Origin of the sequence: Actinomycetospora termitidis, from assembly GCF_030286555.1 — a bacterium.
Lineage (GTDB): Bacteria > Actinomycetota > Actinomycetes > Mycobacteriales > Pseudonocardiaceae > Actinomycetospora > Actinomycetospora termitidis.
In genome coordinates this window covers 83395-106690 of record NZ_JASVWF010000006.1, presented here as the reverse complement: position 1 = coordinate 106690, position 23296 = coordinate 83395, and the positions used below count along the sequence as shown (strand labels likewise).

Below are 23296 nucleotides of genomic sequence, written 5' to 3'. Positions count from 1 at the left end.
ACGCACAGCAACGCGTGATGCTCCGCGTGTATTCGTCGTGGTTTGTTCTTCTCCGTTTCACCTGATCGGCCTAGTCATTCCCGCAACATCTCCACAGATCGTGTCGATGGGGATGGCAAGCAGGACAAGCCGCACTCGGGGGGACGAGTCGTGAAGAAGCCCGTCAAGACCAGGAACACCGCGAGGACCACAGAGGCCGCGAAGGCGCGGAAGGCCGCTCGAATCGCGAAAGCGCGGCGAGCCGGAAGATCCGCGCTCGCCTCCCGTGCGGCGCAGACGACCTTGGCTGCAGCGATCGGTGCGGGGGTCCTTCTGCAGGGCACCCCCGGCACGCCGGGCGACCAGGCCGTCGGGATGGTGGTGCACACGGTCGCAGTGACCACCTCACCAGCGGAGGAGACGGACGACTCCGCGTCTGCGCCCGGGGGGACGCCGAGCGAGTCCGAGGCCCACGAGGCGACCACTGGTGATGGTCGGAGTGCGGCAACCACGACGGAGTCGACCGGCGGCGGCACCGGTGGCTCCGACGGCGGCGGCGGCAGCGGCGGGTCGACCGACGAGCAACAAACCTCCGACGACGTCGTCGTCGACGATGGCGCGGCCTCCGAGGCCGAGCCCGAGCGCTCGGCTTCTCCCGCGGAGCACGACCCCGTCGCACCCGCCGGTGAGCCCGCCACCGTGGGAGCCGCAGGCCCCACGACGTCGGTGTCCCCGCCCCCGACCGGCCGGCACGACGATGCCGAGCCGACGACCACGGCTCCTGCCGTGACCGACCCGCCGGTGGCGCGGCCTGCACCGGCCACCGCGCGGGTCGGCGAGATCGGCTCCGTGGGCTCCGCCGCCACGACCCCCGCAGCCGAGGGCACCGCTGCCACGACAGCGGCTTCCAGCCTCGACGCCACGTCGACCTCTCGAGTCACCCGCCCGGTGACCGAGAACCCGCTGACCCGCTTCGCGCTCGCGCTGGTGGGGATCGTCCCCGCTGCACCACGTGGAGGCCCCGGCCCGCTGGCGCCGGCCGCCCCGACCAGCGCGTTGCTCATCGCCCAGTGGGCGTTGTTCCGCCGCGGCGAGAACTCCCTGTTCAACCGCAGCCCCGTGGCCGACCCGGTCCAGCTCCCGCCGACCACGACGGGCCTGGTCACCGGCGAACTCCACGCCACCGACCCCGACGGCGACCGACTGACGTACACCGTCACCCGCGCGCCCAGCCACGGCCACGTCACCGTCGATCCCTCCACGGGGACCTACACGTACGTGCCCGACCCGGTCTGGGCGAGGACCGGCGGCACCGACACGTTCACCATCACCATCCGCGACAACAATCCCTCGGCGCCCGGCCTCGGGCGCTTCACCGGCCTGGCCCAGCAGGTGCTCGCGCGTTCCAACCCAGCCCTCGCCCAGCGGCTCTTCGGCGCCCACACCACGACCGTGACCGTCCCGATCAGCATCACGCCGGCCAACACCGCCCCGTCGGCACCGCCCGTCACCCCCGCCCCGTCCACGGTGGACGGGTCGTCGGGCGTGGTCACGGGGGGTCTCGGCGTCAGCGACGCCGAGGGAGACCCCCTGACCTTCGTCGGCCCGAGCGGGCCGACGGCCAAGGGCGGGACGGTCATCGTGGACCCGACCACCGGGCGCTACACCTACACACCCAGCCCCCAGGCACGTCACGCGGCCGCCCGCGACGGGGCCTCCGCCGCCGACGCGACCGACACCTTCACCGTCGTCGTCTCCGACGGCAGGGGCGGCACCGTGCCGGTCACGGTGACCGTGCCCGTCGTGCCGGTCAATGCGGCGCCCGTGTCCCTGACCCCGGGCCCGTCGTTCCAGGAGGACGAGGAGACCGGGGTGGTCACCGGCGCGCCCCTCGCCGTCAGTGACGCCGACGGGGACACGCTGAGCTATTCCGGGCCGACGTCCACCACGTTCAAGGGCGGCACCGTCGCGGTCGATCCGACCACCGGCTCCTGGACCTACACACCGAGCGCCCAGGCACGCCACGACGCGGCTCGGGACGGCGCCACCGCAGCGGACAAGGAGGACACGTTCACGATCGTCGTCACCGACGCCCACGGTGGCACCGTGCCGGTCACGGTGAGCGTTCCGATCACACCGACGAACACCACGCCTTCGACGAGCGGCAGCTCGGTCACGTCCACGGACCCGACCTCGGGCGCCGTGTCCGGCCAGGTCCGGGTCGACGACGCGGAGAGCGACACCCTGGCCTACGCCGGGCCGAGCGGACGCACGGGGAAGGGCGGCACCGTCAGGGTCGACCCCACCAGCGGGAACTGGACCTACACACCGAGCGCTCAGGCACGCCACGACGCTGCACGCGACGGCGCGTCCGCCGCCGACAAGACCGACAACTTCACGATCACCGTGGCCGACGGCCACGGCGGCGTCACCAGCGTGAACGTCACCGTCGACATCTCGGGCTCCAACACGGCACCCGCCGTCGGCAGCGTGACGGTCGGCGTTCCGAACGCGAGCACCGGAGCCGTCAGCGGCGGGTTCACGCCCGGGTCCGACTCCGACGGCGACACCGTGACCTACATCGGCCCGAGCGGCACCACGGCCAAGGGCGGCACCGTCACGGTCGACGCGAGCACCGGTCGCTACGTGTACACGCCCAGCGCGGCGGCCCGGCACGCCGCGGCCTCGGAGGGCGCGACCGCTGCAGACCGGCAGGACAGCTTCACCGTGATCGTCTCCGACGGTCACGGTGGCGCCGTGCCCATCGTGGTGACAGTGCCCGTGGCCCCCGTCAACGCGCTGCCCACCCGCCCGGCCGCCCCGCCGGCAGCCACCACGGACACGGTCTCGGGTGTGGTCACCGGTTCCATCGGGGTCGCCGACGCCGACGGCGACGTCCTGACCTACTCCGCTCCGAGCACGACTGCCAAGGGCGGGACCGTCGTCGTCGACCCGAGCACCGGGCAGTACGCCTACACGCCCAGCGCTGCCGCACGTCACGCCGCTGCGGCTACCGGCGCCTCTGCCACGACCAGGATCGACACGTTCACCGTGACGACCTCCGACGGTCACGGTGGCACCGTGGCTGTCACCGTCAGCGTGCCGATCACTCCTGCGAATGCCGCACCGTCCGCAGGGTCGTCGAGCCCCGGAGCGCCCGATGCGACGACAGGCGCCGTCTCCGGCGGTCTGGGCGCGGTCGATGCGGACGGCGACACCCTGACCTTCGCGACGACCACGGCGCCCACGAAGGGCACGGTCACCGTGGACGCGACGGGCGCCTACGTCTACACACCGACCGGCTCGGCGCGGCTGACGGCTGCCAGGGCGGCCGGTCCCGTGACCGACACGTTCACGATCACCGCGTCGGACGGGCACGGGGGCACCACTCCGATCACCGTCACCGTCACCGTGTCGCCCTCCGTCCCGCCGTCGAACACCGTCCTGACCACCATCCCGGTCGGTGACTATCCGCTCGATGTCGCCATGAGTTCGGACGGCAGCCGTGCCTACGTGATCAGCAACTCCCGCACCAACAACGTCTCCGTCATCGACACCGCGACCGGCACCGTCATCACCACGCTCGCCGTCGGCCAGTATCCGCGAGCGATCAAGCTCAGCCCGGATGGCGCGCACGCCTACGTCATCGATCAGGGCGGAGTGCTGTCGATCATCGACACGGCCACCAACACGGTGACCTCTGTCGCGGTGGCCCCGAATGCCGCACAGATGGTCCTGAGTCCCGATGGCAGCCGCCTCTATCTCCAGCACATCGGAGGCAACACGCTGACGGTGATCGACACGACGACGGGGACCGTGATCGCAACGCCTCCCGTCGGTCAGGTCGTGACCGGGATGCTCACGAGTCCCGACGGACGCCGGCTCTACGTCACCACCATCACCAACGGCTACAACGTCCTGGTGTTCGACACGAGCACCAACTCCCTGCTCCAGACCATCCCGATCGGCGGCGGGGCGATGCGGGACATGGCGATCAGCCCGGACGGCACGCGGGTCTACATCGCGAACAACAACACGGGGCAGGTCCTCGTCGTCGACACCACGACGGGGACTGTCGCGAGCGCTCTCGTCGATGTCGGGCTCGGGGCCGGGGACCTGCAGTTGAGCGCAGACGGCCGACGTCTGTACATCGCCAACTCACAAACGGGTGTCGTCACCGTCTACAACACGACGTCGAAGTCCGTCATCGCCACGATCCCGACCGGGACCCCCCGTACCTCTGCTCCGCCCACGATCACGCTCAGCCCCGACGGCCGGCTCGCCTATGTCAACAACGGCGGAGCAGGAACCGTCACGGTCTTCGACACGACCACCAACACCGTGATCGCCACGGTGCCGGTGGGTACGACGCCGGGAAGGTTGGTTCTGACCCCGGACGGGTCGCAGGCCTACGTGGTGAACATCGACTCGGACACGGTCTCGGCGATCTACACCGCTCCGGACCCTGTCCTCGTCATCTCCTGAGCCGACATGCCGGGACGTCGGCACCGAACCGACAAACCGACCGCTGGCGCGACCGGGCAGGTCGACGTAATAGGCGAGTCTGCACGCGCCCCATATCAGGAAGAACAATCAACTGTAGCTCAGCTGAATCCTTGAGTGTCCGGGCTTGGCCAGTACATGACCGATTAAGCAACTCTTGCAAGAACACGATGAACGGCGACCCGGGAGACATGATGTCGGCACCAACGCAGACCACCGCAGTAGCCGATGGCTCGCCCGAGCCTCCCACGCAAGAAGTCAATCCGAACGCCGATGGCCCGGAGACCGGGATTCGCCGTCGCCACATCTTCCTCACCACGCTGTGGTGTGCAGGGTTCGCCGTACTCGGACAGGCGGCGATGTGGCTATCCTATGCGTTTGGGTTTACCAACAGAGTGCCTTGGCAGCCGGTCGTAGGAATAGTTCTGTCGGTGATCGCCATCGGCAGTTTCGGTGGCTTCTATATCGCGTCTAGGAGGGCGCGCGTAGCTATCATGTCTTCATTCATTCTCACCTTCTTGACCGCGTTCGTCTACACCTTCACTCTTCGTGGACTGCAAGACGCGATGGACACAAACGCACTACTTAACGACTTTCGCAGCATACTTCTCACCATCATCGCCGCTTACTTCGGCACCGAGACCGTGGTGGGAGTTTCCAAGATCGTTGCGGTGTCCAAGGCGACTGATTCGTCGAGCGCGGACGTTCAGAAGGCGGACCGGGATCTCGCTGACGGCTAGCAGTATCAAGCGCGAAGCACCGCGACTCAGAACGGCGCGCTGAACGGCCAGGACCCGGCTTCATCGTCGAGTGCTGAGCGTGCGAGGGCAAGCCACGGCCGCCATCCGGCACGCTCGGCGAACGCCTCCGCGTGGGCGACGTCCCGGCGCGCACTCGCCGGGTCGTCCAGGGTGGCGTGGGCGAGCCCGGTCCAGAGCGTCACCGGCCCGAGCACGGCGGCCCCGAAGCCGACGAGCACGCACACGTCGGGGTCGACGGGCAGCGCCTCGAGCACGTCCGCGGCGATCGTCCGGTCGCCGAGATGATGGGCAGCGCCCGCCGCGAGTGCCCACGCCGCGCGGGTGAACCACGAGGCCGGCTGGTCGACCCGTCGTCGAAAATCCGCGAGCTGGGCCCGGGCGGTCTCCTCGTGCCCGGCGCACGCAGCGGCGAGCGCGGCCGCTGCGGCCCAGGCGGCCGTGTTGGACACCTGCGACGACGCGTACACCGCCGCGCCCTCCAGGTCCGCGACCGTGCCACGGAGCAGGTGTGCGACCAGCAGGTGCGCCCCCGCCGCCAGCCGAGCCGTCGGCAGACCGAGTTCGTGGCCGCGGGCTGCGGCCCGCCCGGAGGCGGCGTCGGCCTCTGGGTCGCCCTCGGCGAGGAGCATCGCGGCCAGGGCCGCTGATGCGGCCCACTGCGACCGCGGCCGGAACCACCGCTCCGCGAGCAGTTCCAGGTCCAGGCGCAGCTTGTGGGCGCGCTCGGTGTTCCCGACGGCGAGCTCGGCCGACATCGCGAGCTCGACCCCGTCCAGGTGCAGGGCCGGGTCCTCGGTGAGCAGGGCGAGGCGGTGCGCGTCGGTCGCGACGGCGAGCCGTTCCTGACCGGGCACCGGCGCGTCGACCAGCGTGCGCGCCTCGAGCGCGCGCACCCGTGCCGCCATCGCGACGTCGTCGTCGGGAAGCTCGTCGGCGATCCGCCGTGCCTGCGCGACGAGCGCGGGGACCTCGTCGCTCCCGATCGCGTCGGCCTCGCGGCCGAGGGCGGCGATGAGGTCGAGCCGTCGGCGGGGTGGCAGCGTCGCCGGCTCGACCCGCCGGAGCCGGGCCAGGCGCCGGGCGTCTCCCCCGATCTCGAACCCGAGGGGCTCGTCGCCGATCGCGGCGAGGGTGGCGAGCGCGGCGTCGCCCGCGATGAGAGCGGCCTCCAGCCCCCGGTCGAGCGCGTCGGCGGCCTCGTCGGAGGCGTCATCGTGCAGCCCCGCCAGGGACAGGGCCCGATGCACGAGCTGGAGGGGACGGACGTCGTCGGGAAGATCGGGGACGTCGTCGAGCAGGGCGAGGGCCTCCGGCAGGGCCCGACGGCGGTAGGCCGCCACCCCGGCGCGGACCCGGGCCTCGCCGACCCGGGCCGCCGGGAGGACCCGCGCCGCCCCCTCGGCGTGCCGCAGCACCTCGAACTCGTCGGCGTCCGGCGCCAGCGTCTCGAGCCGGGCCGCGTGCAGGTGGGCGGCACGGACCGCGGGGACGGCTGCCCGCAGACCGTCGACGTCCAGCTCGTGCCGGAAGGCGAAGCGGTCGTCGAGTGCGCCGAGCAGGCCGGCGCGCACCGCGGGGTCGAGGTCGTCGGCGACCGCCAGCGCCCGCGCGTCCAGGACCTTCGCGAGCCCACCGAGGTCGACGGGTTGGAGGACGGCCAGTGCCTCCAGCGAGCGCCGCGTCGCCGTCGGGAGCCGGTCGACCTGGTGGGCGAGAACCGCACGGACCTGGTCCGGCACGGTGCGCATCGCCTCGTGCGCCTCGGCCACGGTGCCCGCACGGGCCAGGACGGCGAGCAGCGCAGTCAGGTGCAACGCGTGCCCGCCGGAGCGCCGGACCAAGGCATCGACCACCTCGTCGTCGACGGCCCGCGCGACGAGTCGCCGCCGCACCAGGGTCTCGACGGCGGCGTGGTCGAGCGGGCCGAGCACGGTCGGCGTCACGCCGCCGGCGACCAGCTCGTCGAGCGCGGACCGCCAGACGGGGTGGTCGACCGCGTCCGGATCGCGCGCGGCGAGGACGACCGAGACGCCGTCGGGAAATCCGCGCCGCACGAGGACGCGCAGCACGTCCGTCGAGGCCGAGTCGGCGCGGTGGGCGTCGTCCAGGGTGATGACGACGGGCGCGTCCCGCGCCAGGCGGTTGAGGCCGGCGTGCAGCCAGGCGCCGAGGGTGCGGTCCGGTGCGCCGTGGAGCCCGAGGTCGGCCGCGACCTCGAGCCACGGGGCGGCGGGGGCGCCGCTCTCGCCCCAGGCGGAGCCGACGAGGCGGCCACCTCGGTCTCCGAGCGCGCGGACGACGGCGCTCTTGCCGCACCCGGCAGGCCCGAGCACGACGTGCAGGCCGGGCTCGTCGAGCTGGTCGAGGACGTCGTCGCGCCCGATGATCTCCGGTGGGGCGACCGGCTTCGGCGGTCGCACCGAGAGCTCGTCGTGGAGCGCTCGCAGCGCCGGACCGGGCTCGGCGTCGAGCTCGTCGCGCAGCCGTCGAATGACGGTCCGGCAGACCGCGGCGGCGTCCCGACGACGGCCGGCGTCGCGCATGGCGCGGACGAGCAGGACGTCGAGTTCCTCGTCGAGGCGGTCCTCGGGGGTCAGGAGGTCGACGACCTCGCGTGCTCGTCCGGCCGCGAGCAGGCGTTCGGCGAGAGCGGCGACGAGCGCCCGGCGGCGTTCCTGGGCGTGGACGCGGGCGTCCTCGACGCGGCGCGCGGCGAGGCCGGGCATCGGGGTGCCGCGCCAGAGGTGCAGCGCGTTCCGGCATGCGTCGAGGTCGGTCCCGCGCAGGGCCTCGTCGGTGCGATGCAGGAAGCGGAGGAGGTCGACATCGTCGGGGTCGGTGTTCAGCGTGTAGAGCCCGGCCGACGCCGTCACCGTGGCGCCGGTGTCGGCGATCCAGGTCCGCAGGCGCGAGAGCGCGATCTGGAGCGCGCCCCGCGGGTTGCGCGGGAGGTCCTCCCCCCACGCCTCGTCGATCAGGACGTCGCCGTCGACCGCCTGCCCCGCGTTCAGGGCGAGGAGCGTGAGCAGGGTCCGCGCCGTGACGCTGCTGCGACCGTCCAGCCGACCGTCGCGCTCCACCCCGACGTCGCCGAGCAGGCGGAACTGCGGACTCCCCATCGATCCCCCCAGGAGTCACTGCCGGTGACACCTGCTCCGGGACCTTACGCATTGCATACGTCGAAGTCACCGAACGAGCTACGCCGGATGCTGCTGTCCGTTGCCCCGTGGGCCCGTCCGTGAAGCCGCGCGCAAGGTCTGTGCGTCACGCTTCGTACTCCCGAGCGGTCCGGGATAGTGCCCTTCGACGGTCGAGGTCACCGAGCAAACCCCCGCTATCTCGCCCATCGGCTGCGTAACGACAGGTGCCAGCACGCATGTGGTTCACCCGCGCAGCCTGTTGTCTGTAGATGTCGGACCAAGAACGAACAGGGCCGCTCCGAGGGCCCGCCACTGGTGATCCGACGACGGCACCGAGTACGTCGGTACTCGTTCGTCTCCATCGAGAGGGGACCGGACCGGTGAGCGCGATCGACCGATGGCTCGAGCAGCAGCGGCGTGAGGACTTCCGCCGCGAGCACGGGTACTACCCGAAGGAGACGAGCCAGCTCCGACTCTTCCTGTGGTTCATCGCGGCGTTCGCCGTCGTGATGACCCTGATCGGCATGTATGCCGACATCACCGGACGCGACCAGCGCAAGACCGTCCCGTCCGTCCCGTCGTCCGCGGTCGAGACCGAGGTGGTCGAGTTCGGTCGCACACTCGTCCGAGACGCCGAGGGCGTCGTCGTCAGGGCCGACTGTCCTGCGCTGCCCGTGCGTGTGGGAGCTGCGGTGACGTGCACGGCAACCACGGACGAGGGCGCCGACATCGCGGTATCCGTCGCGGTCGCATCCGCCTCCGCGCAGCGGATCGACTTCGACATCGAGCGCGTCAGCTGATGGTGCGCAGTGACGTCCGCAGCATCCGCATCCGGTCGCTGAGGGGCGGCTCGCCGACCGCGCTCGCCGGGCGGGCCACGCTCGCGGCGACCTTCGGCGCTGCGGCGTCAATGACGTCGTGGTGGCCCCTGTGGTCGAGCGCTCCGGCGGCGGGCATGGTGAACCTCGCCATCGCGGTGTCGTTCGTCGTGACCGCGGCGCTGCTCTGGGACGACCCGGAGCACCGGGGTACTGCCCGGGCGCTCGCGGTCCTCCCGATCTTCTACCTGATGTCGTTGTGGTGGTGGTGGCCGGTCGACTGGCAATGGGGTCCGCTACCGATTCTCTCCTTCCTCTGTGGCTACCTCTGGTTCGTCGTGGGCGGCTATGCGCTGGTGCGCTACCCCGCCTCGACGCTCAGCACCCGTTCGGAGCGGCTGTTCTTCTCGACCCTCGCGGCCTGGATCCTCGTCGGGAAGCCGCTCCTGGCGATCATCACGGTCCCGGAGCGCGCCCGATTCGCGCCGGGTCGATGGTGGCCGACGGCGGTGCGGCTCGACAGTCTGTACGACGTCGCCTCGGCCGTCTTCGACCTCGGGATCGTGGCGTTCACCGTCGGTCTGATCCCCCTGGCGATCGCGAAGGCACGTCGGGTCGGCCGCCTCGAACTCCTCGACGTCGTCCCCGCCCTCGTCGCGGCGACGCTGGTGGGAGTCGGTGGAGGCCTCTACCTGCTGGCTCGGGTCGTGGGGCTCCCGGTGCTCACCGGGGACGTGCTGCGGGCGGCCACCGCAGTAGCTGCACTCGCGACACCGATCGCCTTCCTCACTGCCGTCCTCAGGCGTCGCCTCGCCCGGAACTCGGCGGTGGACTTCCTCCGCTCCGTCGCCACCGCCACGACGCCGGTCGAGATCCAGCACGAGATGGCGGCAACACTCGATGATCAGCTCCTGCGTCTGTGGTGTCGAACCGACGAGGGCGAGTACCTGGACCCGGCCGGTCGACCGTCGCGTCCTGAAAGCGGCCTCGGTCGCCGGCTGGTCCCCGTCTGCGCACGGAAGCTCGAACTGGCCCGCGTCGACCTCGACGACGCAGTCGCTCGCCGCCACCCGGTCCTGACCGAGGCGGTCCTCGCGGCCGCCGCGATGGCGCTCGACGTGCGCTCGACGTTGAACGAGGTCCTCGCCTCGCGCGTCCGCCTGCTCAACGCCGAGAACCAGACCCGGCACGAGATCGGGCGCGACCTGCACGACGGCGTCCAACCCACGCTCGCCGTCGCGAAGACGAGGCTCTCGGCGGCGCGCCTGCGTCTGGAATCGGGCCACGGCTCCGTGCACGATGCGCTCGACGAGGCGCGGAACGAGATCGACACCGCAGTCGAGGAGATCCGGCGGCTGGTGAGGGACCGCTTCCCGGTCCTGCTGCGCGCTGAGGGCCTTCACACGGCCCTGACCGACCGAACCGAACGCATGCCCATCCCCGTCGACGTCTCGGTCCCGGACCACCGGTTGCACCCTGACCTCGAGCTCAACGTGTACTACCTGGTCTCCGAGGCCCTGACGAACGTGGTGAAGCACGCGTCCGCGAGCCGGGCGTCGGTCGACATCTCGGAGGCCGACGGCTTCCTGGAAATCGTCGTCAAGGACGACGGGGTCGGGGGCGCCGCCCACGCGGGCGGGAGTGGGATCGCGGGGATGGCCGACCGGGCGCACGTGCTCGACGGCACCCTCAGCATCGAGAGCGAGGAACATTGCGGTACGACCATCACGGCGCGCCTGCCCTCCGGGTGGCGATCGCCGACGACCATCCTCCCTTCGTCCGCGGGCTCGCCGCCTGGCTCGCCGAGCTCGGGGTCGACGTCACCGGCGTGGCCGGAGATGCGCGGGAGCTCGCCGCCCTCGTCGCGCTCGATCCTCCCGACCTCGTGATCGTCGACGTCGCGATGCCCCCGGACCGTCGGGACGAGGGCATCCGCTTCGCCGAGGAGCTCGATGCGACCCACCCCGGGATCGGCGTGCTGGTCGTGTCCTCCTACGCCGAGCCCGGTTGGGCACGGCGGCTGCTCGCCCGACGTCCGCGGGGCGTCGGCTACCTGCTCAAGGACACGGTGGACGACACCGCGGTGCTCCGCGACGCCCTGCACCGCGTCGCCCACGGCGGGGTCCTGGTCGACCCGAAGATCTCGGCGCAGGTGGCCGTCCCGGCGCCGGGACCGGACGGCCCCCTGAGTCCCCGAGAGATCGAGGTGCTGCGGGAGATGGCCGAGGGACGATCGAATGCGGGCGTGGCGACCGCGCTCTCGATCAGCGTGCGCACGGTGGAGAACCACATCCGGCGGCTACTGCCCAAGATCGGGGTGTTCGAGGACCCGGACGGCAACGCCCGGGTCCGGGCCGCGCTGTGGTGGCGTGACCACGGGGAGAACCTCGGGTCGAGCACGGGGTGAGGGCACCTGCGGGGGGTCGGGCTCGTCGAGGCGGGGCAGGTGGGCGTGCACCCACGTGCCATGGCCCTCGTCGCTGCGCACGGTGAACGTCCCGCCACGGGCGACCACGCGGTCGGCCATCCCGCGGATCCCCGAGCCGCGCGCGTCGGCCCCGCCGATCCCGTCGTCGCGCACGTCGACGTCGACGCCGTCGCCGTCCTCGCCCACCCGGACCCAGACGCGGTCGGCGCCCGCGTGCTTCGCGGCGTTCGTCAGCGCCTCGCAGACGACGAAGTAGACCGCGGCGTCGTCGTCCGGCGACCCCGCCGCCTTCACGTCGACCGTGACCGGCAGCCCCGTCCGGTCCGCCGCCTCCTCGATCGCCGGCCCGAGGCCGTGGCGGAGCAGGACGGTGGGACGCAGCCCGTGAGCGAGGCCCCGGAGTTCGTCGAGCGCGTGCCGGACGTCCTCGCGAGCGTCCTCGAGCAGGTTGCCGGCCCGCTCGGGTGAGTCGGTCACGACGAGTCGGGCGCGGGCGAGGGTGAGCAGGACGGCGTGCAGGTACTGCTGGGCGCCGTCGTGGAGATCGCGCTCGAGGTTGCGCCGCTCGACCAGCCCGGCTTCGACCGTGCGGGCGTGCGCGCGGCGCGACGCCTCGAGCTGGAGGCGCACCTGGGCCCGCAACCCGGCGTTCTCGACGGCGGCGCCCGCGAGCCGCACCGCGGCCTCGACACCACGGCGGGCGCTCAACGACGGCGCCGCCGTCTCGACCTCGGCCACCACCCGTCGGTCCGGCCGCCGGATGGGGATACGCCACCGGGCCGGGTGCGCGGCGGGGCGCTCCGTCCGCACGCCCTGTTCGTCGACCCACTCGCCGACCTCCGGCGACCAGAAGCGCACCTGCAGGGTCGGATCACGTAGCACCGTACGAAGCGCATCGGTGCACGTCCTGCGTTCGAGGGCCTCGCCGAGACGGACGCGGAGGCTCGACAGCCGCACCGCGCCGTAGAGGAAGGCCAGCGGGAGCGGCATGAGGACGAGGGCCATGGCGACCGTGGCACGACCGTGGATCGCGTAGGAGACGCCCGTGACCGCCGCGGCGACGCCGACCGCCATGATCACCGGCGTGAGCGAGTAGCGGTCGAGGGCGGACTCGCGACGCCGCCGACGGACGAGGATCGCGATGAGCGCCACGGCGAACAGGGGGTCGACCGAGACGAGCGCGACCGACAGGACGTCGAAGAGCGTGCGGTCGGGCGCGAGGGCCGGCCACCAGGCGTGGGCCGAGTAGCCGGCCCACTCCGCACGCCCGACGCAGGCCCAGAGGACCTCGCTGCCGACGAAGTGCAGTCCGGCGACGACGAGGAACGTGCGTTCCGGTCGAGCGAGCCGCGGGTGCTGGTAGAGCACCACGGCCGCGGACAGGACGAGCCAGAAGGCGCCTTCGGAGACACCACGGAGGAAGGGCACGGGGCCGACGTTCCAGCCGCCGAGCGTGTTCAGCGGCCAGAGCGCACCGGCCAGACCGAGCAGCAACCCCGCGCGTCGCCGCCCCGGCTGCCCGAGGACCGCCGGGGCGGCGGCCGCGAACCCTGCTCCGACCACGACGACGCAGGCGGCGGCGAACGGCTTCCGACCGAGGTCCGGCGCGAACCACAGCGCCGCCCACGACCCGCCGAGCAGGGCGGACGCGAGCAGCAGGAGTCGTCGAAAGGCGCGCGCGAGGGGGCGGACGTCCAAGGACCGCAGCGCCGAGAGCTCCGAGGGAACGATCGCGATGTTCATGGCGCCCGGCTCATCGCGACCTCGGGACGAGCAATTACCGAGCGTCGGTCGAGTTCGCCCGAACAGCCCAACCGACGTGCACCATGTTGGGTGCTGCCACGGTAGGCGGGAAACGGTGGAGAACTTACCGTGACGGATCTCCGTGCACCTGACGGGTTGGGGGACCTGTGACCGACCGGACCGCACCGTGGACGCAGCGCGACACGGCCCTCTGGCACACCTGCGACCTGGCCGCCGCGATGGCGCGCGGCGAGTACCCGACGCCGAAGCAGACCATCGCGTCGTCCTTCCCGCCCTGCTACGCGCCCGACGAGCGGTTCTGGGCCTCCGGCCCCTACAGCCTCAGCCTGTACTTCGCGATGGGCGACGGAAGCTACGAGAGCAGCACGACCATCGCCGGAGGGACCGGGCTGCTGGGGATGGCTCTCCTGGCCGCCACGGCGACGGGCAGCGCGGTGGGCAACGCCCGCCGTCGTCGGGAGGCGGCTGCCCTGGCCGTGCCGCAGTGGCACGTCGTCCAGCAGGGCGTCCTCCACGCCTCCGGGTACGGGGTGTACCTGCAGAGCGCCGAGTACGGCCTCGGCTCGTGGGACTGGTGGTCGCTGCTCAGCGCGGAGATGCTCGCGCCCGGTGTCGTGCAGTTCCAGGGGCGCGACACCGGCCCCTTCGTCATCGCCAGTGACTGGGCCGAGCTCGTGTTCGTGACGTGGGCCATCTGCCGCTTTCCCGGTCACCACCAGCTGGTCACGGGGACGTGGCTGCCCGAGGGGTGGCTCGCCCACGCCGCGGCCCACCACCCGACGGCGCTGCGCTCCCCCGCGCTCCAGCTCGGGCGCTGAGCCACACGCCTCCAGGTGCCGACGGCCTCGGCCGCCGGCACCCGAGGACTCAGCAGGAGCCGGGCTCCCGCACGCAGGCGAGGACGCGGTCCCGCATAGCGGCCTGGCCGGCGACGGTCGGGTGGAAGCTCTCGTTCTTCACCGAGGTCGAGGCCGGGTAGTTGGCGAGGTTGATCCAGCGGTCAGACGAGCAGGCGTCGTGTCCCTCGAGGGCCCGTTCGACGTTCACGAACGACACCCGCGGGCCTGCCGCCTCCGCCGTCTGGCGAATCTGTTGGTTGAGCGTGGAGACGAGCGTGTTGATCCGCGTCATCTCCTTGATCTGGAAGCTGATCCCAGGAATGCCGGGGGCACGGAGGACACCCGTCGCGCACTGCTCGTCCGGGGCGTCCGGGAACATTCGCGGGTATCCGACGACCAGGATGCGCGCTTCCGGAGCTCGCTTCTGGACGTCGGCGAGCAGCTGCTCGTAGGGGCCGCTGATCCGTCCTGCCACCGATTTCGTCGCCTCGTCGACGGCGTCGGCGCAATTGGCCGCCCACGTGTCGCGTCGAGGGTCCAGCTTCGCACCCGCACAGTCGGTCGCGATCTTGCTGAACGCGATGTCGTTGCCTCCGAAGGTCATCGTCACGAGCTTCGTGTCCGGCCCCACGGCGCCGCGCTGAGCCTCCTGGCCGGCTCGGCCCTGTTGCGACGCGTCGTAGTCGTTCAGGACGGCACCGCTGCACGCGACGAAGTCGGTCGGCATATCCAGGGCTCGGCCGACCTCGACCCCGTAGGCGTTGTCCGATCGGTGGCAGAGGTTGTCGTTCTCGTTCGTTCCCGGGAGGTAGGTCCGGCCCGCCTCGGGCGCTCCCTCGCCGGACGCGAACGAGTCGCCGAGGGCCGCGTAGCGCGTGGGCGCGGGGGTCTCGGGCATCTCGGCTGTCTCGGCCGCTCCGGCTCCCTGCCCGGTCTGCGAAGGGGCCGCCTCCGAGCCCGATCCCGAACCGCGGGCGGATGCTGCCTGCCGCGCGAGCAGATCGGCGACCTCCCCGCCGACGTTGCCGTCGGCCGCCAGCCTGTTCTGCCCCTGGAAGTCGAGCACTGCGGTCCGGGTCGCCGGGCCGAAGAAGTCGGTGCCTGGAAGCGCGTGGCTCGGTTCGACCGCGTTCAGGTCGTTCTGCAGCCGTCGCACACACTCGTGACGCATCCCCTCGATCAGCAGAGGGCAGTCGGAGTAACTGCGGCTCTCCTCGGCCGACGGCGCCGCCACTACCGACGATTCCGACGGCAGCAGGTCAGCGCAGCCGACCGGTGCACGGTCGGCGAGCAGCGCACCCGTCGCCGGCCCGACCCGGCCGATCGGTGGCAGTCCGGAGGCCTCCTGGAACGCACGGACCGCAGCGGTAGTGCGCGCCCCGTAAGTACCGAGCGGTGCGCCTCCGGTATCGACGTCGAGGGCCCGCTGAATGCAGGCCACCGCGTCGGCGTCGGTCGATTCCGGCCCGATCGATTCGGCCGGGATCGGCGGCGCGACCTGCGCCTCACCGACACCGACTGGCGAGCCGGCTATTCCTGCGACGACGAGCAGCGCCACCGCGGCCGCCCTCACACTTCTTTCCATGACGCCGCCCATTGCGTGTCTCACTCGACCCTTCTCAATTTCCCTGCTGGCCTGGGCAACGTTATGGAAAGAGCCACTCACGGGCGTGAGTGGTAGCGCCTCACTCTCGCGTCAGGTCATGAGTCCGTCGTGATGTCGAACCGGATCGTCGATCCCTCGACCGACGACACGGAGACGGCGACCGGTTGACGTGAGCGACCGTCCAGCGTCGCGGTGCAGCGGATGGCAGCGCCGACCCGCGCCGGGAGGTCCTCCGTGCACCGAGCGTTCTCGGCCCGCCCACCCAGCTGACTTTCGATCTGCGCCTCGACGGCCTGTTCGGAGGCGTAGCTAGGGGCGGGGGACGAGGCGCCGGCCACCGCCGACAGCACGACCATCGCGTACACGACCCCGATCACCATCGCCGTGATTGCGAGACCGCGCCCGCGTTCTCCGGTCTGCGCGATCCGTACGAGAGCGACGAGTCCGAGGACCAGACCCAGCGGTGCGATGACGAACGACGCCACCAGAGCCGCGATCGCCATGGTGTTGAGCGGCGTCTTCATCGGCCGGTACGAGGGCATGGAGGGCCGGTACGGGGGCGGGGAGGGGTGGTGGGGCACGGCGTACGCGGGAGGCGTGAACGGCGGGACGGGCGCGGCAGGCTGGTCGTGCGGCCGGAAGGACGGACGATCCGCCTGGTGCGGCCGGAAGGGCGGCGGCTCCTGCCGCGGCGGGGAGGGCGGCGGACTCCACGACGTCGGCCCGACATCGCGGTAGCCCCCGCCCTCGTAGGGTTCAGCCCACGGATCCCACCGTGTGTCGGTGTCACCCGGCTCGTGCGCGCGGTCGGGACGGGAAGTGCTGTCCGGAGCGGTCGGCTCGCGGTCCGACGACGCGTCCTCTCCCTCGACGGAGCCGCTGCTGCGGAGGAGCGCTGCATAGTCGTCGCCGAAGCGCCCCAGCAGTTCCCGAGCCGTGCACAATCGCAGCCAGTCGCGATCGGCCACCGGGTCCTCGCTGGACCGACGGTCCGGGTGCAGGGTCTTGCTGCGACGGCGGAAGGCGGCCTCGACCTCCTCCTTCGACGCCGTCGCCGGCAGTCCGAGGATGTCGTGGGGATCGGCGCCACCGAGCTCCCCGAGCAGGCGGCTCACCGCTCGGTCCATCAGCGTTCCGTCCGCTTCACCACGCGCGCGTCCCAGCAGGTGAGCTGCCAGTGTGCGGTGGACCGGTCATGTCCCGGCGGGATGAGCCGGCGCCCGACCCCGAGCGCCGCCCGACGCGCGGACGCCATGATCACGATGAACGGGCGCAGGTCGCCCTCGTCCGGGTTCGCCCACCAGAAGGAGTCGTAGCGGAGGACGACGTCGTCGTGCTCGAGGTACGGGCCCTCCAGGAGCGCGCGGGCCCGGGGTGGGAGCCCCGAGAGCGTCTGAACGAAGTCGGGGTCCAGACCCGCCGCGTGCCGGGGAGGAGGTCCGCCATCAGGCGCGCCGGATCGGCCCGCCCCAGATGACGGCGTCCTCCTCGGCGGCTGGTGCCGAACGTGTGCCGACCGCAGGGTGGAGGCGTCGAACTCGTAGCGATGGAGGACGTACTGGTGTCCGTCGTCGTCGAGACCGCGTGCCCGCGGCACGGCGATGACGAGCGCGCGGTGACCGAAGGCCATGGCTTCGATCGGCCCACCACGGCGGGTCTCACGAGCGAACCAGCCCTCGATCGTGCCGGCCACGTCGGCCATGCGAGAGGTCACCCGGGCCGGAAGTCTCTGCCAGCACTCGTCGCGGTCGGCCAATCCGTACTCGAGCGCGTACTCGACGTCGAGCAATCGCGCGTCCCGGTCGGGTCGGGCAGGAGCGCGATCCCGACGCACAGGCAATGCTCCATCCCGACGAAGGTCGGACAGGGGCACTTCCTGACCGTTTTGCTCCGGGTCGCGCCGCACCGGCCGCCGACCCTCTCCCGTGTCGTCGTACACGACGCTTCCCCCTCCGCCTCGAGCGACTCGTCACGAGACGTTAGGGAGATCAACGCGGCCCCACATGCGTGCCAGCACCCTGTCGTACCTGGCACTGCCCCTGCCGCGGCTGCACCATGTCGCACTCGGGCGGTACCCCGCGACGACCTCGAAGTACAAGTCGTGGTGTCGGTCGCTCCGTTCTCGATGCGGCCGGTCGCCGATGTGCTCGCGGGAGACGTCGGCGAGCCCGACGTGGCACGCGTCCGACCGTGGTGCGCCCCGGGGGCGAGCGCAACGACCGTGCCGGCGGCGGGACCGGAGATCACCTGTGCGATGAGCGAGCCGGTGGCGTCCGGGTGCCGTCCCGGCGACCTTCGCGGTTCCGCCCCCTCCCCGAGCAACGGGCGTCGTAGCATCAGCGGCCGTGAGCGCCTCTCCTGCGGACGTCGATCGAAAGATCCGCCAGCTCGACAACGAGGTCCAGGCGATCTACGAGATGCTCGCGCGCATCGAGGGCACCCAGCGGCGCCACGACAACCGGTTCGCGGAGATCGGGACCGACCTCACGGAACTGCGGGGCCAGGTGTCCGACCTCCGCGAGGACGTCACCGCGATCGGTGCCACGGCCAGCGCGCTCGACACCAAGGTCACCTCGCTGGGCACCAAGGTCACCTCGCTGGACACCAAGGTCACCTCGCTGGACGACAAGGTCACCTCGCTCGACGCCAAGTTGACCTCCCTCGACACGAAGCTGGACCGCGTGATCGGCCTGCTCGAGCGCTGACGTCCTCCGCACATCCCGATGGCGGGTACGGCCCGCCTTGTCGCGGGGAGTTGCGCGGATGGTGCCGGCTTGTCGTTGTGATTCCCAGCGACAGGCTGTCGGGTGGGATGCGATTGCCCGCGACAAGGGCCGCTGAGGTGCCCGTCGCTGTGGTTCCCGCGGACGACGCGGCAGCCCGCACCAGGGCCCGACCCGACCCGTCGGTCGTCCGAAAGCCGGATGAAACCCCTCGCGACTACTGATCGTGCTACTGCATGCGGCGGCTACCGCCACTCGCGGGAAGCAAGCGGTCACCGGGGCACGATTCACGGGCCCCGCTGATCACAGATCGGCGTCTTACACCGCTGGTTTCACTGACCTTCACCCGTTCGGACGATATGGGGGTGGCGAGATGTCCTTCACCGTAGCCACACGGGTGGGGAAGTCCGGAGCACGCACCGTGGTCCGGTTCGAGGGGGTTCTCGTGGGCGATGGTGCCGACCGCGAGCGGGACGACGATCTCGCGCTCGCGAAGCGCGCGGCCGACGGGGACGCGGCCGCCTTCGCCGACCTGATGGGCCGCCACCGCAGCCGCCTGTACGCGGTCTGCCGCCGTATCACCTGCCACGACGAGGACGCCCACGAGGCACTGCAGAACACCATGATCACGGTGTGGTCGAAGCTGCGCGACTTCCAGGGGACGTCGGCCGTCGGCACCTGGCTCTACCGCGTGGCGACGAACGCCGCGATCGACGAGGTCCGCCGTCGTGGACGCGCGCCGCAGCCCGTCGAGACGCTGCCGGAGGCCCGCCCTCGCGACGGCGCCGACCACGCCGCGATCGCCCGGGTCGACGTCGACCGCGCGCTCGCCCGCATCCCTCCACAGTTCCGCGTCGTCGTCGTGCTCTACGAGATCGCCGGTCTGTCCTACGCCCAGATCGCGGAGCTGCGCGACCTGCCGATCGACACCGTCAAGTCGCAGCTCTCGCGCGGCCGGAAGGCCCTGGTCGCGCTGCTGACCGAGGCCGGGGCGCACGCGGCGTGATCGGACCGCTCACCGCCCGCCTCGCCCGACTCTGCGACGAGACGGCCCCGACCCTCACCGACCCGGCGGCGCGCGCGACCGTCGAGGCCCTCGGCGCCCGCCTGGCCGAGCCGCGCATCCGCATCGCGATCGGCGGCCGCATCAAGGCCGGGAAGTCGACGATGGTCAACGCGCTGCTCGGGCAGCGGCTGGCGGCCACGGGCGTCGGCGAGACGACGATGCTCGTCTCCTGGTTCCAGCACGGACCACAGGACCGGGTGCGCGTGCACCGCCAGGACGGAAGCGTCTCGATCGTGCCGGCCGCCCGCGGGGGTGGCGTGCCGGAGCACATCGAGGACCCGGCCACGGTCTCGTATCTCGAGGTCGAGACCCCGAACGAGGCGCTCGCCCGTCGTCACACCGTGGTCGACACCCCCGGGCTGAACTCGCTCTCCGCCCTGGACGCGTACTCGCTCGCGGCCATGGCCGACGCCGACGCGGTCGTCTACCTGATGCCGCACCCCGGCGAGAACGACCTGGCCGCGCTCGAGTCGATCCGGTCCTCGGCCGGGGAACTGCGGCTCGGGGCGGCGAACCTCATCGGGGTGCTCTCGCGGATCGACACGCTCTCCGGGGCCGAGAACCCGTGGCCGGACGCGCGCCGCGTCGCCGAGCGCTACGCGGGCGAGCTGAGTTCCGCACTGTCCACGGTCGTGCCGGTGGTCGGGCTCATGGCCGAGACGGGGCTGGGCGCCGACTTCGCGGAAGGCGACCACGCCGCCGTCCGCGCGCTGACCGCGGTGGACCCGGTCGATCTGGAGGACGCCCTGCTCTCGGTGCAGGATTTCCTGGCCTGGCCGGACTGTCCGGTCTCCGAGGAACGCCGACACCGGTTGCTGCGCCTGCTCGGGCTGTACGGGACGTCGGTGGCGGTCGAGGTCGTGCGCGGCGGCAGCCGGACGACCGCGGACCTGCTCGCCGAGCTCACCCGCCGGTCGGGCATCGACACGGTGCTCCACCACATCGAGCGGGTCTTCGTGGCCGGCGCGGACCGGCTGCGCGCCACGGCGGCGGTCGCCGCGCTGGAGGAACTGGTGTGGCGCGACGACGGGTCGTGCCTGGCGGACCGCCCCGTGCTCGTCCGGCTGCGCGCCGAGCTCGACCGGGTCCGCCTGGAGCCGGCGATGCGCCAGGTCGAGCTGGCGAAGGGCCTCGCCGACGTCGCTCGCGGCCTGCTGCGTCTCGAGACGACCGACCTGCAGGCCCTCACCGCGCTCGCGACGGGGGCCGACGACGCCGCCCGGCTCGGCCTGCCCCGCAGCGCCGGGCCGGACCGGATCCGCGACGCGGCCGACGTCCGGATCCGGCGGTGGCGCACGTTGGAGGGCCGACCCTCCCGCCCGTTGCAGCGCTACGCCCGCGCCGCCCGCGAGCTCACCGAGCACGCCTACTTCGCCGCCGCACACCCGCCGTCGGGAAGGCGCTGAGAAAATCCTCGGATCGCCGGGAACATCCCGGCACCCCGGCGTCGTCCAAAGGCCGTTCACCACCGACGGCCCGAGAGGCGGCACCGATGTCCGACACCAGCACCAGCAGCAGCGGCCTGTACGTCACCGACGACGCGGCCTACGACCCCGAGACCGGGGAGCAGGTGGCCAGCTACACCACCAACTCCGCCGGCTACGTCGACTCCATCACCGTGGACGCCGACGGCGACGGTTACGCCGACACCACCCAGGTCGACCTGGACGGCGACAGCTACCGCGAGTCGATCGCCTCCGACTACGACGGCGACGGCCGCATCGACACCGTCGAGATGGACACGGACTCCGACGGCTGGGTGGACACCGCCCTGGTCGACACCGACGGCAACGGGTCCGCGGACGAGATCGTCTACGACACCGACGGCGACGGCTCGTACGACGCGTCGGAGCCCTACTCCGGCACCACGACGGTCTGACGATCGTGACGACGACGAGCGGGGCGTCCGGGGTCGGGGCGCAGCTCGGGCAGTACCGGTTGGAGTCCCTCGTCGGCCGCGGCGCGGTCGGCGAGGTCTTCCGGGCCCGGGACCTCCGACGGAACCGGACGGTGGCGCTGAAGCTGCTCGCGCCCCAGTACGCGCAGGACACCGAGTTCGCGGCCCGGTTCCGGCGGGAGTGCCAGCTCGTCGCCGAGCTGACCAACCCGCACATCGTGCCGATCCACGACTACGGCGAGATCGCCGGTCGGCTCTACATGGACATGCGGCTCGTGGACGGGCCGCACCTCGGCGAGCTCGTCTCGCAGCACGGCCGCCTGTCGCCGGCGCTCGCGGTCGACCTGCTCGGCCAGGTCGCCTCCGCGCTCGCCGCCGCCCACGCCAAGGGCCTGGTCCACCGCGACGTCAAGCCGTCCAACGTGCTCACCGTGCCGACCGAGGTGGGCGACGGACACTTCGCGGCCCTCTCCGACTTCGGCGTCGCGCGCTCGGTCGGCGGCACCGGCGCCACCACGATCACCGGCACCGGCTCGACCATGGGCACGCTCGAGTACATGGCGCCGGAGCGCTTCCGCTCCGACTCGCTCGACCACCGCGTCGACATCTACGCCCTCGGGTGCGTGCTCCACGAGTGCCTGACCGGCCAGCGCCCGTACCCCGTGCACGGCCTGAAGGCGATCATGGAGGCGCACGAGTCGGCCCCGGTCCCGCGGCCCTCCGACGTCGTGCCCGGTATCCCGGCCGCGCTCGACCAGGTGGTCGCGACGGCGATGGCGAAGGACCCCGACGAGCGCTACGCCACGGCCGGGCAGTTCGCGAACGCGTGCCGGGCGGCACTGGCCGGTGGGGCCGGAACCCCTCCCCCGCCGCCTCCGCCGCCTGCGGACCCGATCCCCGAGCAGCGGGGCCCCTCCGAGCAGCAGGGTGGCGGGACCCGCCCCTACCCCGACGGCGTGTGGATGCCTCCGCCGAACCACCCGCCGACGTCGCCGTGGCCCCAGCAGCAGCCGGTGCAGCCCGGCCCGGAGCAGCGCAAGCGATCCCCGTGGGTCTGGATCGGGGCCGCGGCCCTCGCCGTCATCGTGCTGATCGGCGCCGGCATCGCCGCCTTCGCCCTCGGACGCAGCGGGAGCACGGCCGCGCCGCCGCCCGCCACCCCGACGCCCAGCGCCGTGACCAGCTTCCCGAACACGTTCCCGACGACGCCGGCCACGCCGGCGGCCCCGTCGGCCGCGGGCTACACGCTGCAGACGATGTTCGCCGAGGGCGGGGAGAACGGACCCTGCACGACCGAGACGACGGCGACGGGGGCGGTCGCGAGCATGAGCTGTACCGACCCGAAGACCTCCTGGACGACCTTCTACGACCAGACGGCGTCGACGTACGACCGCTACGTCGCGAGTGTGCGCAGCGGAGCGGGGACCACGATGAACTACCTCGGTGAGGACGCCTGCTCGGTGGACTACCAGCTCCTCTACACCGGGAGCGACAACGTCGCCTACCAGGCCTACATGAGGGTGTTCAAGAAGTCGCCGTGGGCGTACCAGACGGTGGCGCCGGCGAGCGTCTCCTGGCAGTCCGTCCTCGACGCCAAGCCGCCGGTGGTCGGCAGCACTGCCGCGCTGTGCGGGACGTGATCGCGATGACCGATCAGTTCCAGCAGCGTCCCTGGTCTCCCACCACGCCGTCGGGCGGTCCTCCCGCCGGGATGCCGCCCGGCGGCGGGCACCCGAGCGGTCCTCTCCCGACCCCTCCCCCGCCGCCGCGTC

The 23296-nt window shown here is 72.0% G+C and carries 16 protein-coding genes and 1 pseudogene; 12 read left to right on the top strand and 5 right to left on the bottom strand.

Features of this window, described 5'->3' with window-relative positions; genetic code table 11:
* Positions 1–282: 282 nt before the first annotated feature.
* Together QRT03_RS23535 and QRT03_RS23530 are read left to right on the top strand one after the other, a co-directional pair.
* The gene (locus QRT03_RS23535) at positions 283–4464 is read left to right on the top strand and encodes an Ig-like domain-containing protein (protein ID WP_286055523.1); all 4182 of its coding nucleotides are present in this window, start codon (positions 283–285) and stop codon (positions 4462–4464) included.
* A 188-nt stretch (positions 4465–4652) separates the two neighbouring features.
* Positions 4653–5222: a hypothetical protein gene (locus tag QRT03_RS23530; RefSeq protein WP_286055522.1), complete on the top strand. Its 570-nt coding sequence runs from the start codon at positions 4653–4655 to the stop codon at positions 5220–5222.
* A 26-nt stretch (positions 5223–5248) separates the two neighbouring features.
* On the opposite strand, the gene QRT03_RS23525 is transcribed toward QRT03_RS23530, so the two are convergent.
* Entirely contained in the window at positions 5249–8362 is a 3114-nt protein-coding gene (locus QRT03_RS23525) for an ATP-binding protein (RefSeq protein ID WP_286055521.1), read from the bottom strand.
* Between the two features lie 401 nt (positions 8363–8763).
* Here QRT03_RS23525 and QRT03_RS23520 point away from each other — a divergent pair, with 401 nt between their 5' ends.
* From QRT03_RS23520 to QRT03_RS32095, 4 genes and pseudogenes are all read left to right on the top strand, one after another.
* Positions 8764–9183, top strand: coding sequence for a hypothetical protein (locus QRT03_RS23520; RefSeq protein ID WP_286055520.1), 420 nt, complete (start codon positions 8764–8766; stop codon positions 9181–9183).
* Entirely contained in the window at positions 9183–11090 is a 1908-nt protein-coding gene (locus QRT03_RS32105; protein WP_345783279.1) for a sensor histidine kinase, read from the top strand. Before QRT03_RS23520 ends, QRT03_RS32105 begins: the two co-directional genes overlap by 1 nt.
* A pseudogene (locus QRT03_RS32100) lies at positions 11009–11209 on the top strand (response regulator); the annotation flags it as partial. The gene QRT03_RS32105 and the pseudogene QRT03_RS32100, both read left to right, overlap by 82 nt.
* Positions 11186–11608 carry a response regulator transcription factor gene (locus QRT03_RS32095; RefSeq protein WP_345783283.1) on the top strand — a complete coding sequence of 141 codons (423 nt, stop codon included), beginning with the start codon at positions 11186–11188 and terminating at the stop codon, positions 11606–11608. The pseudogene QRT03_RS32100 and the gene QRT03_RS32095, both read left to right, overlap by 24 nt.
* Here the strand turns inward: QRT03_RS32095 and QRT03_RS23505 are convergent.
* A complete protein-coding gene (locus tag QRT03_RS23505) occupies positions 11501–13372 on the bottom strand; it encodes a sensor histidine kinase (RefSeq protein WP_286055518.1) in 1872 nt (623 codons plus the stop codon). The genes QRT03_RS32095 and QRT03_RS23505 overlap by 108 nt on opposite strands.
* A 167-nt stretch (positions 13373–13539) precedes the next feature.
* Between QRT03_RS23505 and QRT03_RS23500 the strand changes: the two genes are divergently transcribed.
* Complete coding sequence (locus QRT03_RS23500; RefSeq protein ID WP_286055516.1) at positions 13540–14211, top strand: hypothetical protein; 672 nt, start codon at positions 13540–13542, stop codon at positions 14209–14211.
* A 49-nt stretch (positions 14212–14260) separates the two neighbouring features.
* Here the strand turns inward: QRT03_RS23500 and QRT03_RS23495 are convergent, their stop codons facing one another.
* From QRT03_RS23495 to QRT03_RS23485, 3 genes are all read right to left on the bottom strand, one after another.
* The gene (locus QRT03_RS23495; protein ID WP_286055515.1) at positions 14261–15790 is read right to left on the bottom strand and encodes a peptidoglycan-binding protein; all 1530 of its coding nucleotides are present in this window, start codon (positions 15788–15790) and stop codon (positions 14261–14263) included.
* A 143-nt stretch (positions 15791–15933) separates the two neighbouring features.
* A complete protein-coding gene (locus QRT03_RS23490; protein WP_286055514.1) occupies positions 15934–16953 on the bottom strand; it encodes a DUF4190 domain-containing protein in 1020 nt (339 codons plus the stop codon).
* 11 nt (positions 16954–16964) lie between these two features.
* Positions 16965–17540, bottom strand: a complete 576-nt coding sequence (locus QRT03_RS23485) for a hypothetical protein (protein ID WP_286055513.1) — start codon at positions 17538–17540, stop codon at positions 16965–16967.
* A 643-nt stretch (positions 17541–18183) separates the two neighbouring features.
* On the opposite strand from QRT03_RS23485, the gene QRT03_RS23480 reads away from it, so the two are divergent.
* The 5 genes from QRT03_RS23480 (at position 18184) to QRT03_RS23460 (ending at position 23164) form a co-directional block, all read left to right on the top strand.
* On the top strand, positions 18184–18543 hold the full coding sequence (locus tag QRT03_RS23480) for a hypothetical protein (protein ID WP_286055512.1): 360 nt from the start codon (positions 18184–18186) through the stop codon (positions 18541–18543).
* A 391-nt stretch (positions 18544–18934) separates the two neighbouring features.
* Positions 18935–19567 (top strand): RNA polymerase sigma factor, encoded by a 633-nt coding sequence (locus tag QRT03_RS23475; RefSeq protein ID WP_286055511.1) that lies wholly within the window; start codon positions 18935–18937, stop codon positions 19565–19567.
* Entirely contained in the window at positions 19564–21033 is a 1470-nt protein-coding gene (locus tag QRT03_RS23470; protein WP_286055510.1) for a dynamin family protein, read from the top strand. Before QRT03_RS23475 ends, QRT03_RS23470 begins: the two co-directional genes overlap by 4 nt.
* Positions 21034–21119: 86 nt before the next feature.
* On the top strand, positions 21120–21506 hold the full coding sequence (locus QRT03_RS23465) for a hypothetical protein (protein WP_286055509.1): 387 nt from the start codon (positions 21120–21122) through the stop codon (positions 21504–21506).
* A 5-nt stretch (positions 21507–21511) separates the two neighbouring features.
* On the top strand, positions 21512–23164 hold the full coding sequence (locus QRT03_RS23460; RefSeq protein ID WP_286055508.1) for a serine/threonine-protein kinase: 1653 nt from the start codon (positions 21512–21514) through the stop codon (positions 23162–23164).
* Positions 23165–23296 lie beyond the last annotated feature (132 nt).

Excerpts from the sequence above, each read along its gene's own strand:
- QRT03_RS23530 (WP_286055522.1), top strand. The coding sequence starts at position 4,653 with ATGAACGGCGACCCGGGAGACATGATGTCGGCACCAACGCAGACCACC.
- QRT03_RS23525 (WP_286055521.1), bottom strand. The coding sequence starts at position 8,362 with ATGGGGAGTCCGCAGTTCCGCCTGCTCGGCGACGTCGGGGTGGAGCGC.
- QRT03_RS32105 (WP_345783279.1), top strand. The coding sequence starts at position 9,183 with ATGGTGCGCAGTGACGTCCGCAGCATCCGCATCCGGTCGCTGAGGGGC.
- QRT03_RS23505 (WP_286055518.1), bottom strand. The coding sequence starts at position 13,372 with ATGAACATCGCGATCGTTCCCTCGGAGCTCTCGGCGCTGCGGTCCTTG.
- QRT03_RS23485 (WP_286055513.1), bottom strand. The coding sequence starts at position 17,540 with ATGGCCGACGTGGCCGGCACGATCGAGGGCTGGTTCGCTCGTGAGACC.
- QRT03_RS23475 (WP_286055511.1), top strand. The coding sequence starts at position 18,935 with ATGTCCTTCACCGTAGCCACACGGGTGGGGAAGTCCGGAGCACGCACC.
- QRT03_RS23465 (WP_286055509.1), top strand. The coding sequence starts at position 21,120 with ATGTCCGACACCAGCACCAGCAGCAGCGGCCTGTACGTCACCGACGAC.